General features: G+C 36.0%; 12 protein-coding genes and 4 tRNA genes. All 16 read left to right on the top strand.

Translation table 11 applies throughout. From position 1 onward, the window contains the following. Positions 1-44: 44 nt before the first annotated feature. Entirely contained in the window at positions 45-287 is a 243-nt protein-coding gene (rpsR, locus tag LRP83_RS13920) for a 30S ribosomal protein S18 (RefSeq protein WP_230497304.1), read from the top strand. A gap of 125 nt (positions 288-412) precedes the next feature. After that, the gene (locus LRP83_RS13915) at positions 413-1,357 is read left to right on the top strand and encodes a YybS family protein (protein WP_230497303.1); all 945 of its coding nucleotides are present in this window, start codon (positions 413-415) and stop codon (positions 1,355-1,357) included. Positions 1,358-1,368: 11 nt separating this feature from the next. Next, positions 1,369-3,342 carry a DHH family phosphoesterase gene (locus LRP83_RS13910; RefSeq protein ID WP_230497302.1) on the top strand — a complete coding sequence of 658 codons (1,974 nt, stop codon included), beginning with the start codon at positions 1,369-1,371 and terminating at the stop codon, positions 3,340-3,342. Further along, complete coding sequence (gene rplI, locus LRP83_RS13905; RefSeq protein WP_230497301.1) at positions 3,339-3,788, top strand: 50S ribosomal protein L9; 450 nt, start codon at positions 3,339-3,341, stop codon at positions 3,786-3,788. Before LRP83_RS13910 ends, rplI begins: the two co-directional genes overlap by 4 nt. A 181-nt stretch (positions 3,789-3,969) precedes the next feature. Next, a complete protein-coding gene (gene dnaB, locus LRP83_RS13900; protein ID WP_230497300.1) occupies positions 3,970-5,322 on the top strand; it encodes a replicative DNA helicase in 1,353 nt (450 codons plus the stop codon). 403 nt (positions 5,323-5,725) lie between these two features. Then, positions 5,726-7,018: an adenylosuccinate synthase gene (gene purA, locus LRP83_RS13895; protein ID WP_230497299.1), complete on the top strand. Its 1,293-nt coding sequence runs from the start codon at positions 5,726-5,728 to the stop codon at positions 7,016-7,018. Positions 7,019-7,185: 167 nt separating this feature from the next. Beyond that, a tRNA-Lys gene (locus LRP83_RS13890) sits at positions 7,186-7,258 on the top strand. A 14-nt stretch (positions 7,259-7,272) separates the two neighbouring features. Then, positions 7,273-7,347, top strand: a tRNA-Glu gene (locus LRP83_RS13885). 21 nt (positions 7,348-7,368) lie between these two features. After that, a tRNA-Asp gene (locus LRP83_RS13880) sits at positions 7,369-7,445 on the top strand. A 318-nt stretch (positions 7,446-7,763) separates the two neighbouring features. Beyond that, positions 7,764-7,836, top strand: a tRNA-Phe gene (locus LRP83_RS13875). A 492-nt stretch (positions 7,837-8,328) separates the two neighbouring features. Further along, positions 8,329-9,792, top strand: a complete 1,464-nt coding sequence (locus tag LRP83_RS13870; RefSeq protein ID WP_230497298.1) for a M23 family metallopeptidase — start codon at positions 8,329-8,331, stop codon at positions 9,790-9,792. 184 nt (positions 9,793-9,976) lie between these two features. Continuing rightward, positions 9,977-10,684, top strand: a complete 708-nt coding sequence (yycF, locus tag LRP83_RS13865; RefSeq protein ID WP_230497297.1) for a response regulator YycF — start codon at positions 9,977-9,979, stop codon at positions 10,682-10,684. 8 nt (positions 10,685-10,692) lie between these two features. After that, positions 10,693-12,519: a cell wall metabolism sensor histidine kinase WalK gene (gene walK, locus LRP83_RS13860; protein WP_230497296.1), complete on the top strand. Its 1,827-nt coding sequence runs from the start codon at positions 10,693-10,695 to the stop codon at positions 12,517-12,519. Then, on the top strand, positions 12,516-13,838 hold the full coding sequence (locus LRP83_RS13855; protein ID WP_230497295.1) for a YycH family regulatory protein: 1,323 nt from the start codon (positions 12,516-12,518) through the stop codon (positions 13,836-13,838). Before walK ends, LRP83_RS13855 begins: the two co-directional genes overlap by 4 nt. Continuing rightward, positions 13,825-14,619, top strand: a complete 795-nt coding sequence (locus LRP83_RS13850) for a two-component system regulatory protein YycI (protein WP_230497294.1) — start codon at positions 13,825-13,827, stop codon at positions 14,617-14,619. The genes LRP83_RS13855 and LRP83_RS13850 overlap by 14 nt, the downstream gene beginning before the upstream one ends. 9 nt (positions 14,620-14,628) lie before the next feature. Further along, the gene (locus tag LRP83_RS13845) at positions 14,629-15,423 is read left to right on the top strand and encodes an MBL fold metallo-hydrolase (protein ID WP_230497293.1); all 795 of its coding nucleotides are present in this window, start codon (positions 14,629-14,631) and stop codon (positions 15,421-15,423) included. The last annotated feature ends 114 nt before the right edge of the window (positions 15,424-15,537 follow it).

Genomic DNA, 15,537 nt, shown 5'->3' with positions numbered 1-15,537 from the left:
TATTAAATGAAACGGTTAATAACTAAGTAAAGGAGGGAATTATTATGGCAGGCGGAGGACGCAGAGGCGGACGTGCAAAACGTCGTAAAGTGTGCTATTTCACTTCTCATGGAATCACACGCATCGATTACAAAGAAGTAGATCTTCTTAAGAAATTCATTTCTGAACGTGGGAAAATTTTACCACGTCGTGTAACAGGTACAAGCGCTAAATACCAACGTAAATTAACGATTGCTATTAAACGCGCTCGTCAAATGGCATTACTACCATACGTAACTGGTGAATAATCCATTTTTTAGCAGTAGGGAGAAATCCTTACTGCTTTTATTTTTGTATGCTAATAAAGTTGAATACGAGCTCATTAGTCAGTAAAATGAGGAGATAAGGACTGAAAAAAACTTGGGGTGAAAAAGTGAAAAACGTACATAGACTTACAGAGGGGTCAGTTTTATTAGCCATCTTCGCTGTCCTACTTCTCATTACCTTAAATGTACCATTATTAGGTTTTGTAACAAATTTATTCTTAGTCCTACCATTTATTTATTTCGCTTGGAAAAATGAATGGAAAGGGATTATTGTCTTTTTAGTTGCGGCGACAATTATTTCATTAATTGTTGGAACTGTTCTTGCTGTCCCTTTTACCCTTCTATTTGGTACAACTGGAATTACTTTAGGGTATTTATCTCAGAAAAATAAAAGTCGAACGACCATTTTAATGGTAGCAACGCTCGTGTTTATTATAAATGTATTAATACAATATGGTGCAGCAGTTGTATTATTTGATTTCAATTTTGTTAAAGAAACAACACAGATGATGCAACAGTCCTTCGAAACCTCCTTTAAAATGTTAGGTGCTGCTGGTCAAAGCACTACTGAAGTTGAAAAATTAAAAGAACAAATGGATACGATGTTAAAAAGTATCCAAACCTTATTACCAAGTATGCTTGTAATGGGTTCATTTGGAATGGTATTTTTCCTACAATTAATTAACTTTCCTATTTTAAAAAGATTTGGATTTAAAATTTCACAATGGAAGCCATTTCGTGAACTATCACTGCCTAAAAGTATCCTTTGGTATTATCTAATTACTGCATTATTATCAATGGTTTTAAGGCCAGAAGATGGAAGCTATATACATACAGCCTTATGGAATCTTTCTTATATTTTACAAATTCTTTTAGTTGTTCAAGGACTATCTTTTATTTATTTTGCTAGTCATTTAAAGGGTTGGCCAAAGGTAATTCCTATTATGGCAACGGTGTTACTAGTTCTTATCCCATTGATACTTTATATTATTAGGATATTAGGTATAATTGATTTAGGTTTTGATTTGAGAAAAAGATTGGTCAAAAAATAGGAGCTGAAAAAATGCCTCAATACTTAGAAAAGCGTTTATTCCGCTACCTATTGTATGGGTTAATGGGATTAACATTTGTTATGCTAAGTTTTCTAACCTTTTATAATTGGATTATTGGGCTGATTGGTTTTATTTTGATGTTTATTCCTTACTATTATATATTTGATTTAGATCGTAAACAGCGTAAGGAAGTTGAAGAATATATTGCCACTTTATCCTACCGAGTCAAAAAGGTTGGCGAAGAAGCTTTATTGGAAATGCCCATTGGGATCATGTTAATTAATGATGAGTTTTTTATTGAGTGGGCGAATCCCTTCTTAGCCTCTAGCTTTGATGAAGAAACGTTAGTTGGAAGATCGTTATACGATGTTGCTGATGCTCTTATTCCTCTTATTAAACAAGAAGTAGAAGCAGAGAATATTACGCTACATGATCGAAAGTTTCGTGTAATTCTTAAACGTGATGAGCGTTTATTATACTTTTTCGATGTAACTGAGCAATCAGAAATTGAAAAAATGTATCATGATGAGCGGACGGTTATTGCTATTATTTTCCTAGATAATTATGATGAATTAACGCAAGGTATGGATGATCAAATGAGAAGTAGCCTAAATAGTATGGTTACCTCTATTTTGAACAAGTGGGCAAATGATAATGGTGTATTTTTAAAAAGAGTGTCATCTGAACGATTTATTGGTGTCTTTAACGAGCATATTTTGCTTCAGCTCGAAAAAAATAAATTTTCGATTTTAGATGAGGTTAGAGAAACGACAGCAAAACAAAATGTCGCATTAACGCTGAGTATTGGCGTTGGGGCTGGGGTAACATCATTGCCAGAATTAGGTACTCTAGCACAATCAAGCCTAGACTTAGCACTGGGACGTGGCGGAGATCAAGTAGCGATTAAGCTACAAAATGGTAAGGTAAAGTTTTTTGGTGGGAAAACGAATCCGATGGAAAAACGGACAAGAGTCCGTGCTAGGGTTATCTCACATGCCTTAAAGGAATTGATTTTAGAAAGCGATAAAGTCATCGTCATGGGACATAAAAACCCAGATATGGACGCTATCGGGGCAGCAATTGGCATCCAAAAAGTAGCACAAATGAATCAAAAAGATGGATATATCGTCATGAACTTTCAGGAAATCGATACTGGGGTTAAACGCTTAATGGAGGAAATAAAAAATCATGAAAAATTATTTTCAAGATTTATTACTCCTGAACAAGCGTTAGAATCAGCAACAGAGGATACGTTATTAGTTATTGTTGATACTCATAAACCTACACTCGTTATTGACGAACGAATTTTAAATAAAATTGAAAGGAAAGTTGTTATCGACCATCATCGTCGTGGTGAAGAATTTATCGATAACCCTCTTCTCGTCTATATGGAGCCGTATGCATCGTCGACAGCGGAATTAGTAACGGAGCTATTAGAATACCAGCCGAAGCGTTTAAAGATTGACATGCTGGAGGCAACGGCCTTGTTGGCTGGTATCATCGTCGATACAAAAAGCTTTACACTTCGAACAGGTTCTAGAACCTTTGATGCTGCCTCTTATTTACGAGCACAAGGTGCGGATACTGTTTTAGTACAAAAATTCCTTAAGGAAGATGTACAAACATACGTAAGAAAAGCAAAATTGATTGAATCTGTTGAATTTTTACATGATGGTATAGCCATTGCTGTAGGAAAAAGCACTGATATTTTTGAACAAATTGTTATCGCACAAGCAGCTGATACTCTGTTAACAATGGATGGTGTTCAGGCCTCCTTCGTCATTTCTAAACGAAGTGACATGACTGTAGGTATAAGTGCCAGATCTCTTGGTGGTGTCAATGTTCAGGTGATCATGGAGAATCTCGGAGGTGGTGGTCATTTGACCAATGCAGCCGTTCAATTAACTGACATTTCAGTGGAAGAAGCAGAACAATTATTGAAAACAGCAATTTTAGATTATATTGAAGGGGGAACAAAAGAATGAAGGTAATATTTTTAAAGGATGTAAAGGGTAAAGGTAAAAAAGGCGAAGTGAAAAACGTAGCTGATGGCTATGCTCAAAACTTCTTAATTAAACAAGGTTTAGCGGTAGAAGCCAATCAAGCAGCTGTTTCATCCTTAAATGCTCAAAAGAAAAAGGAAGAAAAAATGGCTGAGCAAGAACTTATTGAAGCGAAAAAATTAAAAGAAGAGCTTGAAAAAGTTACGGTAGAATTAACCGCTAAGTCAGGTGAAGGTGGTCGTTTATTCGGCTCTATCACGACAAAGCAAATTTCCGATGAATTATTAAAGAAATTTAACATTAAAATTGATAAGCGTAAAATGGAACTAAATGATGCTATCCGAACTCTTGGTTTTACTAAGATTCCAGTGAAATTACACACAGAAGTAACAGCAACATTAAACGTTCATGTAAAAGAAGGAAATTAATTTATTATCCACAACAAGCAAAATCATGATAGAATAATAAACGTTAACACAAATGTGATCGGTCCTGACTGGTCACATTTTTTTCGTAGATTGTAATATATCTTGCGTTGATATTTCCCATTTAACGTAGGACAGGCATTTTTTAAAATAAAAGTTCCTCTATTTAAGGAGGTTTTAATATATGAGCGAATTATTGATGGCAGATCGTCTTCCACCACAAAATATTGAAGCGGAGCAAGCGGTGATTGGGGCTATTTTCCTTGAACCTACTGCATTAACTTTAGCATCTGAAATTTTGATACCTGAGGATTTTTACCGAGCAGCCCATCAAAAAATCTTTAATGCAATGTTAAAGCTAAATGATACGGGTAAAGCGGTCGATCTGATAACAGTTACTGAGGAATTGGCAGCAACGCGAATTTTAGAGGATATTGGCGGTGTAAGCTATTTAAGTGAAGTAGCTGGATCTGTACCTACTGCAGCCAATATTGAATATTACGCTAATATCGTTGGAGAGAAAGCCCTCTTAAGGAAATTAATACGTACGGCTACTGGAATTGCCCAGGATGGATATACACGTGAGGATGAAGTTGAATCCCTCTTAAGCGAAGCAGAAAAAAGCATTATGGAAGTCGCACAGAGGAGAAATGCAGGTGCCTTCCATAATATTAAAGATGTTCTTGTTCGGACCTATGACAATATTGAAACCCTTCACCAACGAACAGGTGATGTTACAGGTATTCCAACTGGATTTGCTGAATTAGACCGAATGACTGCTGGCTTCCAACGAAATGACTTAATTATCGTTGGTGCTCGTCCTTCCGTAGGTAAAACAGCCTTTGCCTTGAATATTGCGCAAAACGTAGCTGTTAAGTCACGCGAAAATGTTGCAATCTTCAGTTTAGAGATGGGTGCGGAGCAGCTAGTTATGCGTATGCTTTGCGCTGAAGGAAATATTGATGCTCAACGTCTACGTACAGGCTCTTTAACAGACGAAGACTGGGGTAAATTAACGATGGCAATGGGTAGCTTGTCCGATGCTGGAATATTTATTGATGATACTCCGGGGGTAAGAATAAGTGATCTACTAGCTAAGTGCAGACGTCTAAAGCAAGAGCATGGCCTAGGGATGATTCTAATTGATTACTTACAGCTTATTTTAGGAAGCGGCCGAGGTGGAGAAAACCGTCAACAAGAAGTCTCGGAAATTTCCCGTTCTTTAAAGCAACTAGCGCGTGAACTTCAAGTCCCTGTCATTGCTCTTTCCCAGCTTTCTCGTGGAGTGGAGCAACGTCAAGATAAACGTCCAATGATGTCTGATATTCGTGAATCAGGTTCAATTGAGCAGGATGCCGATATTGTTGCCTTCTTGTACCGTGATGATTACTACGATAAGGAATCTGAGAATAAAAATATCATTGAAATTATTATTGCAAAGCAGCGTAATGGTCCAACAGGCACCGTTTCACTTGCCTTCGTTAAAGAGTATAATAAATTCGTAAACTTAGAACGGCGGTTTGATGATGCGGGTTAAGATTGAGAGATTAGCAGAGTGCTAGTCTCTTTTTTGTAGTTTTGAGACATCGCAGTGTGGTTGGATTTTTGACGAATGTGTCGAAAAGGGTAAAAAGGCGCATAAAGTGTATTTATATTGCTCATAAACGGCAGAAATGGAGCAATCAAGAACAATTCAAGCGTAAAAAGGAATGATTTCGGTGGATAAATTTAATAGGGAACGGAAAACTAATGTAAAGACTGGATAATTTATTTTCAAAATTCTAGAGTGAAAGAAAAATACATAGATTTCACGAACATATATAAAAAAAACATATTAAACGTTCGTGTTTTGGTTGACTTATATGGATACTTATTGTTAAACTAGCAATGGTTTTAAACGAATTATATAACTTTGCCAATTTTTTTGGAGGTGTATGACGTTGTCATCAGTAGTAGTGGTAGGTACACAGTGGGGAGACGAAGGAAAAGGAAAAATTACCGATTTTCTTTCGGAAAATGCAGAGGTTATCGCACGTTATCAAGGTGGAAATAACGCAGGGCATACGATTCGCTTTGACGGTGTGACGTACAAGCTTCACTTAATTCCATCTGGTATTTTTTATAAAGATAAAACTTGTGTAATTGGAAATGGAATGGTAGTTGATCCAAAAGCACTTGTAAAAGAATTGGCTTATTTACATGAACGAAATGTTTCAACCGATAACCTACGAATTAGTAATCGTGCTCATGTTATTTTACCTTATCATCTAAAATTAGATGAGGTCGAAGAAGAGAGTAAAGGTGCAAATAAGATTGGGACAACCAAAAAAGGTATTGGCCCAGCTTATATGGATAAAGCAGCTCGTATCGGTATTCGAATTGCAGACTTATTAGATCGAGAAGCTTTTGAAGAAAAGCTTATTCGAAATCTTGTAGAAAAAAATCGTTTGTTTGAACGTATTTATGAAACAACAGGCTTCAAATTAGAAGATATCCTTGATGAATATTATGAATATGGGCAACAAATTAAACATTATGTTGTGGATACATCTGTAGTACTTAATGATGCTCTTGATGAAGGACGTAGAGTTCTATTTGAAGGTGCACAAGGGGTTATGTTAGATATCGATCAAGGTACTTACCCATTTGTTACCTCATCTAACCCTGTAGCGGGTGGTGTAACAATTGGTTCTGGTGTAGGTCCAACGAAAATCAAACATGTTGTGGGAGTTTCTAAGGCTTATACAACTCGTGTTGGTGATGGTCCCTTCCCTACTGAATTAGATAATGAAATTGGACATCAAATTCGTGAGGTTGGACGAGAGTACGGTACAACAACTGGCCGTCCACGTCGTGTTGGTTGGTTTGACAGCGTTGTTGTTCGTCATGCTCGTCGAGTTAGTGGTATTACCGATTTATCTTTAAATTCAATTGATGTGTTAACAGGAATTGAGGAGTTAAAGATTTGTGTTGCTTACCGCTATAAAGGGGAAATCATTGAGGAATTCCCAGCAAGCTTAAAGGTATTGTCTGAATGTGAGCCAGTTTATGAGGCATTCCCTGGTTGGACGGAAGACATTACTTCTTGTAAATCATTAGATGAATTACCAGAGAATGCTCGCCATTATTTAGAAAGAATAAGCCAGTTAACAGGTATTCCACTTTCTATTTTCTCTGTCGGACCTGATCGTGCTCAAACAAATGTGGTAAGAAGTCCATGGAGACAAAGCTAAAAAAATTATAGGATGTTGAGGTGTAAGAACCTCAACTTCTTTTTATAGTTGTTCGAATAAGGGCAGTTGAATTTTGATAGTATTTTTATTTTAAAAAAACATTGCTATTTATAAAACTATTATGCTATTATAAAAAGCGTCGCATCGAAAGATTAACTTTTAATTACGAGCCATTAGCTCAGTTGGTAGAGCATCTGACTTTTAATCAGAGGGTCGAAGGTTCGAGTCCTTCATGGCTCACTCTCTAAATTGATGGCCCCTTGGTCAAGTGGTTAAGACACCTCCCTTTCACGGAGGTAACACGGGTTCGAATCCCGTAGGGGTCACCATTTACATATTACTTTTCAAATGGTCCGGTAGTTCAGTTGGTTAGAATGCCTGCCTGTCACGCAGGAGGTCGCGGGTTCGAGTCCCGTCCGGACCGCCATTTTTTTCTACACAATGTACATATGGCTCAGTAGCTCAGTCGGTAGAGCACGTCCGAATAAGCTTCTATGAAAAAGCATCAGCGTACCGATTGAATCACATCTTGAATAAGCTTTCTGAAATCGGGACGAAGGTTTAAGCAGGAACTAAAAAGCCGGTACAATTTAATTATGGCTCAGTAGCTCAGTCGGTAGAGCACGCTCGAATAAGCTTCCATGAAAAAGCATCAGCGTACCGATTGAACCACATCTTGAATAAACCTTCTGAAATCGGGACGAAGGTTCAAGCAGGAACTAAAAAGCCGGTACAATTTAATTATGGCTCAGTAGCTCAGTCGGTAGAGCAAAGGACTGAAAATCCTTGTGTCGGCGGTTCGATTCCGTCCTGAGCCATCAAAAAAGAGGTGGATTCCTAGCGAATCCACCTCTTTTTTCTATTAAGCTACAACCATTTCTTTCTAGTTCCTTTTAAGACTCTTCGGAAAAACTAACTTCATTGCATCGTAAACCTTCTATTTCTGTTACTTTTGTAACATAAATGTAATATATGGCCAAGCCTAATAGGTTTGACTATGAAACTTGTCCTATTTCATAATGAAAAGGTAGATAAACACATACATTCAGGTTTTATGCGGTTCTAGGATATTATTACTATCTTTATATTGTAAATTTTCAAATAAATATAGTTCCAAATAATTACCAGAATCCGTAACAAAATGTCAGTTTTTATACATTTTTGTTACATTATAGAGACTATTAAACTTTTTTACTATTTTTATGATAAAGTTAAGAAGTGCTAAAATCGCAGTATTTATTAACATGTAGTTATATAGCACTAGATTACGAGCGAAATTTATGGTTTCGTAGTTTAGGAGGAAAGTAACGATGACAAATAATAAATTTATAAATAAACTTCCCAGGCGTATTAAAGATGTAATAGCACCTAAATTGAAAAAGGTAGCATTAACATCTCTATTTGCTACAACCTTAGTTTTTGGGGTAGCTTCAAGCCCAATCGCAAGTGAAAGTTTAACAACAGTCTATTATGTATATTTACATAACGAATACATAGGTACAGTTTCTAATATAAATGTTGTTAATGAAGTGGTCGAAGAAAAGTTAGAAAAGTTACAAAAAGAATATAAAAACCATGACCTATCATTAGGAACACAATTATCATATATTCCCGAACAGGTTTTCCGCTCTACTGCTAATGATCAATCAGTCATTCAGACATTAGAAAGTGAATTGAAGCCTCAGGTTGAATCAACGGCAATTGTTATTGGGGAAAGCCCAGCTGTTTATCTTGAGAATGAAGAGCAGGCAAAGCATGTAATTCAGAGCCTTAAATTAAGATATGTAACGAAAGAACAATTGGCTGAACTTGAGTTTAGACAAAAGTCACCTAATATTGCTTTACCACCATTGGAGAAAAATGAATCTCGTATATTAGACGTTTATTTTTCTGAAAACGTTACAACTAAAACGGAAAAAATTGAGCCAACTAAAATTCTTACTGTTGTAGAAGCAGTTAAGTTAATTCGAAAAGGCACTTTAGAGGAAAAGAAATACTTGGTTCAAGAAGGCGATGTTTTAGGTTCTATTGCTAATGATCATAATTTAACTCTTGAACAAATTATAAAATTAAATCCAGGTTTAACAGAAGATTCCTTACTACAGATTGAACAAGAAGTGAATGTTACGGTACCAAAACCGTTGGTTAGTGTGTTTGTAGATAAAGAAGTAAATAAGCGAGAAAAAATTGCCTATCAAAAAGAGGTTACTGAGACAGATTCTATGTTTAAAGGTGACATAAAGGTAAAGCAAGAAGGTAAAGAAGGCTTGCGTGCTGTTACGTATGTGATTTCCCAGCAAAATGGCCATACTATTAACAAGGAAACAGTTAAAGCGGATATTTTAGTTAATCCTGTTAAGAAAGTCGTTTTAAGAGGAACAAAGGTAATTCCTTCACGTGGAGAAGGTAATTTCAGTTGGCCAACTTCAGGCGGATATGTATCAAGCCAAATGGGTTACCGTTGGAGCCGTATGCATAAAGGAATTGATATCGCAAGGCCGAGTGACCGTTCAATCAAAACCGTAGATAATGGAGTTGTCGTATCTGCAGGTTGGGATGGCGGATATGGAAATAAAATTGTTGTCGATCATCAAAATGGATACCGTACTGTGTATGCCCACCTCTCTTCTATTGAAGTAAGTGTTGGCCAAACCGTTCCAAAAGGATCACAAATTGCTTTAATGGGATCTACTGGAGATTCAACAGGTGTACATTTACATTTTGAAGTATATAAGAATGGTGCATTAGTGAATCCACTGACACTATTAAGGTAATAGAAACTACAGTCTCTAGAAGTTTATCTAGAGACTTTTTTTATTTAAAAGTAAAGTATATCCTTTATGCTATTAAATCTTTGTTTACGCACATTGTTCTTTATTTTATGGTAAAAGATGAATTCAAAGTAGAGAAATGATAAAGTAATGATAAGAAACCTATTGAAAAGGGTGAATGTATACGATGAAAAAAATTCTAGTTGTAGATGATGAAAAGCCGATTGCTGATATATTACAATTTAATTTAAAAAAGGAAGGCTATGAGGTTGTTTGTGCACATGACGGAAATGAAGCGTTAAGAAAGGTGGAAGAATTCCAACCTGACCTAATTCTTCTTGATATTATGCTACCGCAACGAGATGGTATGGAGGTTTGCCGCGAAGTTCGTAAGAAATACGAAATTCCCATTATTATGTTAACGGCCAAGGATTCAGAAATCGATAAGGTGTTAGGTTTAGAATTAGGGGCAGATGATTACGTCACAAAACCTTTTAGTACACGGGAATTAATTGCTCGTGTTAAAGCCAATTTACGCCGACATCAACATGTAATTAACATAATGGACATGGAACAAGAATCAAATGAAATTGCTGTTGGCTCATTAGTCATTCATCCAGATGCGTATGCTGTGTCAAAAAGAGGAGAAACCATTGAACTAACACATCGTGAATTTGAGCTCCTCCATTATTTGGCTAAGCATATTGGTCAAGTTATGACAAGAGAACATTTACTTCAGACAGTCTGGGGTTATGACTACTATGGAGATGTTCGAACGGTAGATGTAACCGTTCGAAGATTACGTGAAAAGATTGAAGATAGCCCTAGTCATCCGACTTGGATTGTAACCAGAAGAGGAGTCGGTTACTACCTTAGAAATCCTGAACAGGAGTAACAAGAAACATGAAAAAGGTTGGTTTTTTTCGGTCTATCCATTTAAAATTTGTGTTAATTTATGTTTTACTTATCCTCATTGCTATGCAGATTATTGGTGTTTATTTTGTGAGGCAATTAGAGGAAACATTGTTGACCAATACCATTCAATCTTTTAAAGAAAGAGTGAACCTTCTTGCTTATGATATAGAGGAAGAAATGGTAAAGGAACGGGACAAAGATGATGTAACGATGGAAGAAGCGATTAGAAATATTTTAAGAGATTATGATGCAGTTGATATTACAGAAATTCGTGTGATTGATGCGAGAACCTTAAAGATTATTGGTACCTCTGAAGCGGATAATCAAGGAATTGTGGGACAAAGAACTACCGAACTAAAAGTGAAAAGGTCTATTGTTCTTGAGGAAGAAGAAAGTGAAATTCTAATTGACAAGCAATGGGGGCATCGCACTTGGGTATTGGCAAGGCCAATTGAATCCAATCGAGAAGTCATTGGTTCGATTTATTTAGTAGCAAAGATTGAACATATCTTTGGTCAAATGAAAACCATTAATAATATTTTGGCTTCTGGTACAGCAATTGCCTTAGCAATTACTGCCATACTTGGCGTTTTGTTAGCTCAAACGATTACTAGACCTATTGCTGATATGAAGAAACAGGCACTTGCGATGACAAAAGGTAATTTTTCAAGGAAAGTAAAGGTTTATGGATATGATGAAATTGGCCAATTGGCAATAACCTTTAATAACTTAACGAAAAAACTTCAGGAAGCACAAGCTACCACGGAGGGCGAAAGAAGAAAGCTATCCTCTGTTCTCTCGTATATGACAGATGGTGTTATTGCAACAGATCGAAAAGGACGAGTCATCTTAATCAACGAACCAGCTGCAAAACTCTTAAATGTTTCACGTGAAACAGTGCTGTCTCAATCGATTGTTACATTACTTGGTCTTGAAGAAAATTATACGTTTGAGGATTTGTTAGAAGAACAGGATTCAGTGATATTAGATTACAGTACAAAAAGTAAACATTATATTCTCCGAGCAAATTTTTCTGTCATTCAAAAGGAGACGGGATTTGTAAATGGATTAATTACCGTTTTACATGATATTACCGAGCAAGAAAAGATTGATATGGAAAGACGTGAATTCGTAGCAAATGTTTCTCATGAATTAAGGACGCCTTTAACAACAATGAGAAGTTATTTAGAAGCATTGGCTGAAGGAGCTTGGAAGGACGAGGAAATTGCTCCAAAATTCCTAGAGGTAACTCAAACGGAAACAGAACGAATGATTCGTCTTGTGACAGATTTACTACAACTATCCAAACTCGATAGTAGGGATTATCTGTTATCTAAGGAATGGATCAATTTCATACCGTATTTCCACAGAATTATTGATCGTTTCGAATTAACAAAAAATCAAAATGTTAGCTTTAACAGGAAACTACCTGAATATCCTATATTTGTTGATATTGATGTAGATAAAATGACTCAAGTATTAGATAATATTATTTCAAATGCATTGAAGTACTCTCCAGAAGGTGGGCAAGTAACCTTTAGTGTGGAAGAGGAATTTAATTTTATTATTGTTAGTATTGCAGATGAAGGTGTGGGAATTCCAAGCGAAAATATAGATAATATTTTTGAACGTTTTTTCCGTGTGGATAAAGCAAGAACGAGGAAGCTTGGTGGAACTGGTTTAGGGCTTGCCATCGCGAAGGAAATGGTGAATGCTCATGGCGGTGGTATTTGGGCTACTAGTGAAGAAGGTAAAGGAACAGTTATCTCCTTCAGTCTTCCTTACGAGCGTTCGGAAGAGGATGATTGGTCATGACATACGAAAACATTAAGTCAGTAATCTTAACACTTCTTGTATTTGGTAGTGCATTTTTAACGTGGAATCTTTGGACCTATCAGCCTAATTACGAAACAATGGAAAATGCTAAATATGTTCAAGAGGTTTCAATTGGTGAAAAAAGAGAAATTAAATCGATTATAAAGCCGGACCAAATGATTTTTCACTATCAAGATACACATTATGGAACAGAAACTACTAGTGAATTAGATAAAGTCATCCATGAAATGAGTCAGTGGAATATTTATGATGTCAAAAATTATACAAACAAGGTTGAAAATTTCAAAAGTCTCGTACATGGTAATGGGAATGTCGAAATATTATTTCCCGAGGAAGTACCACTAGAATTGTATAAAAATGTTTTAAGTTTTGAGGATAAATCCGTACCTAAGTTTCATTTTGACCGAATAGTTATTAATATGGAAAATCTCCAAAAGGAGACAGGATCGATTTATTTTGTTTCATATGATAAAAAAGAGATTTATAGTAGTCATGTAAGTGGTACAGATTTAAATACCTTTAATCGAAATTTTTATAAAGGATCTTACAAATACCCCCGTTATTTCTCTTATGAACCGAGAAAGGATAGAATTCTTTTCCTTCCTGAGGCAGAGACATCGATGGTAATGTATAAATATTACCCAGATTATCTCGAATCAGAAAAATTTAAAGATGCTTTATTTAGTGATCCAACCTTTGTGCAAAAATCCCCTATTGACGAAGGAGAAGAATATACAGACGGTTCTAGTAAGATGAATATTTTTTATAATAAAAATTTACTATTTTATGTGAATCCAATGGAAGAAAGTGAATTCGTCGGAAATTCCGTTGAAATTCTCCAGAGGGGAATCGACTTCATTAATGAACACGGAGGTTGGACTGACCCATATCGGTTTGCCCAGATTGATGAATGGAATCAACAACTAACCTTCCGTTTATATACAACGGATGGGTATCCAGTTTTTAATGAGAATGGGATGTCTGAAATCATTGAAGTTTTAGGCCGTAGTGAAATTACAAAATATTTACGACCAAACTTCGCCCTTGATTTGCCATTACGAACAGAAATGGTAGAACTTTCAACTCCTTCTGGATGGCAGATTGTTGATTTTTTAGAAAAACAAAAAGACTTTCAATTGGAACTGTTAGAGGATTTATCCTTGGGGTATAAAATGGGAAAAGACCCCAAAGAACCCAGACTCATTGTCTTGGAGCCAGCATGGTTTTATAGATATAATGGATTGTGGGGACAAGTTCGACTCGATTATTTAGGGGGGGGACGTAATGGATTGGAGTAAGATTAAAACAATCTTCATTATCTGCTTCCTCATCCTAGATATTTATTTAATGTATCAATTCATGCTAATTCGCGACGCCAATAAGTATAAGTTTCTCTCAGAGGTCTCTATCGAGGACAAGCTAAAGACAGATGAAATAGACTTTGATGAATTACCAAGGGAATTGGTCAAGGATAAGTATTTAAGTGCAAAGCCGAAAGAATTTAATAAAGATGAATTAAAATTATTAAAGGAACAAATGGTTTCTATTGTAGATGGAACATTAATACAAAGTGTATTATCAAATCCAGTTCCATTAAGTACTACTTTTGATCCTCTTGAGGCACAAAGTTTCCTTAATTCCTATGTTTATTTAGGGGACCAATATGGTTTTTGGGAATTGGATGAGCAATTAAAAACAATAACCTTCTATCAAAAGTTTGATAATAAGATGTTCTATGAAAATATGAATGGGAAGGTCACATTATATTTAAATGAAAACTTTCAAATTATCTCCTATAAACAAACCCTTTTAGATGGAATTGAGAATTTAACAGAGAAAGAAGAAGTTCTCCCTGCTATTAAGGCAATTGAAACGGTTTATCAAAAAGGCGTATTAAAGCCAAAAAGTAAAATAACTAAAGTTGAGTTAGGTTATTCTACTTTAGTTCAGTTGGCCGCCTCACAAGTACTAACCCCTACTTGGCATTTAGTTGTAGAAGATAAAGAACACTTATATGTCAACGCTTTTGAAGGGCAAATTATTCAATTAAGCAACGAAGAAAATAATAACGTGGAGTGAGTGAGAAACATGTCTTTAAAGTTGAGTGTTCTTGCAAGTGGAAGCACGGGGAATGCCATTTATGTGGAAGCAGAAGGACAATCATTTTTAATAGATGCCGGTTTAAGTGGGAAGCAAATGGAAGGTCTCTTTAGTCAAATTGATCGGAAAATTGATGACTTATCTGCTATTTTTGTAACCCATGAGCATAGTGACCATATTAAAGGGATTGGAGTATTAGCCCGAAAGTATCGAATACCAGTTTATGCGAATGAAAGAACGTGGAAGGCAATGGATCCATTAATTGGTGAGGTTGCCATAGATCAGAAATTCACATTTCCAATGGAAACAGTAAAATCTTTTGGTTCCGTGGACGTACAATCTTTTGGAGTATCACATGATGCCGTTGAACCAATGTTCTACGTCTTTCATCATAGTGGGCAGAAGATTGTCTTAATTACTGATACAGGCTATGTTAGTGATCGGATGAAGAAAATCATTGAGAATGCAAATGCTTATGTATTTGAAAGTAATCATGATGTTCAAATGTTAAGAATGGGTCGTTATCCGTGGAGTATTAAACGGAGAATTCTAAGCGATGTCGGACATGTGTCGAATGAAGATGCCGCTCTAGCTATGAGTGAAGTAATTGGTGATAATACAAAAAGTATTTACTTAGCGCATTTAAGCTTAGATAATAACATGAAGGAACTGGCAAGAATGTCTGTTTCGCAAACGCTTGAAAGCACAGGCATTTTAGTAGGTGACTCCTTCCAGCTTTACGATACGGATCCGAAAACACCTACTAAGTTGGTAGCTGTATAAGAGAATGATTGAGAAGAGCAGAAATAATCTGTTCTTCTTTTTTATGGATTTTATCGGACAGAACAAGTGAAAAATAGAGATACTTTAATACCATTCCGAACTAATTTTAACCAT

The organism is Pseudoneobacillus rhizosphaerae (genome assembly GCF_917563885.1).
Classification (GTDB): Bacteria; Bacillota; Bacilli; order Bacillales; family Cytobacillaceae; genus Pseudoneobacillus; species Pseudoneobacillus rhizosphaerae.
The sequence above is the reverse complement of the archived record's forward strand: the minus strand, read 5'-3'. Positions and strand labels throughout refer to the sequence as shown.

Excerpts from the sequence above, each read along its gene's own strand:
- rpsR (WP_230497304.1), top strand. The coding sequence starts at position 45 with ATGGCAGGCGGAGGACGCAGAGGCGGACGTGCAAAACGTCGTAAAGTG.
- LRP83_RS13910 (WP_230497302.1), top strand. The coding sequence starts at position 1,369 with ATGCCTCAATACTTAGAAAAGCGTTTATTCCGCTACCTATTGTATGGG.
- rplI (WP_230497301.1), top strand. The coding sequence starts at position 3,339 with ATGAAGGTAATATTTTTAAAGGATGTAAAGGGTAAAGGTAAAAAAGGC.
- dnaB (WP_230497300.1), top strand. The coding sequence starts at position 3,970 with ATGAGCGAATTATTGATGGCAGATCGTCTTCCACCACAAAATATTGAA.
- LRP83_RS13870 (WP_230497298.1), top strand. The coding sequence starts at position 8,329 with ATGACAAATAATAAATTTATAAATAAACTTCCCAGGCGTATTAAAGAT.
- yycF (WP_230497297.1), top strand. The coding sequence starts at position 9,977 with ATGAAAAAAATTCTAGTTGTAGATGATGAAAAGCCGATTGCTGATATA.
- walK (WP_230497296.1), top strand. The coding sequence starts at position 10,693 with ATGAAAAAGGTTGGTTTTTTTCGGTCTATCCATTTAAAATTTGTGTTA.
- LRP83_RS13855 (WP_230497295.1), top strand. The coding sequence starts at position 12,516 with ATGACATACGAAAACATTAAGTCAGTAATCTTAACACTTCTTGTATTT.
- LRP83_RS13850 (WP_230497294.1), top strand. The coding sequence starts at position 13,825 with ATGGATTGGAGTAAGATTAAAACAATCTTCATTATCTGCTTCCTCATC.
- LRP83_RS13845 (WP_230497293.1), top strand. The coding sequence starts at position 14,629 with ATGTCTTTAAAGTTGAGTGTTCTTGCAAGTGGAAGCACGGGGAATGCC.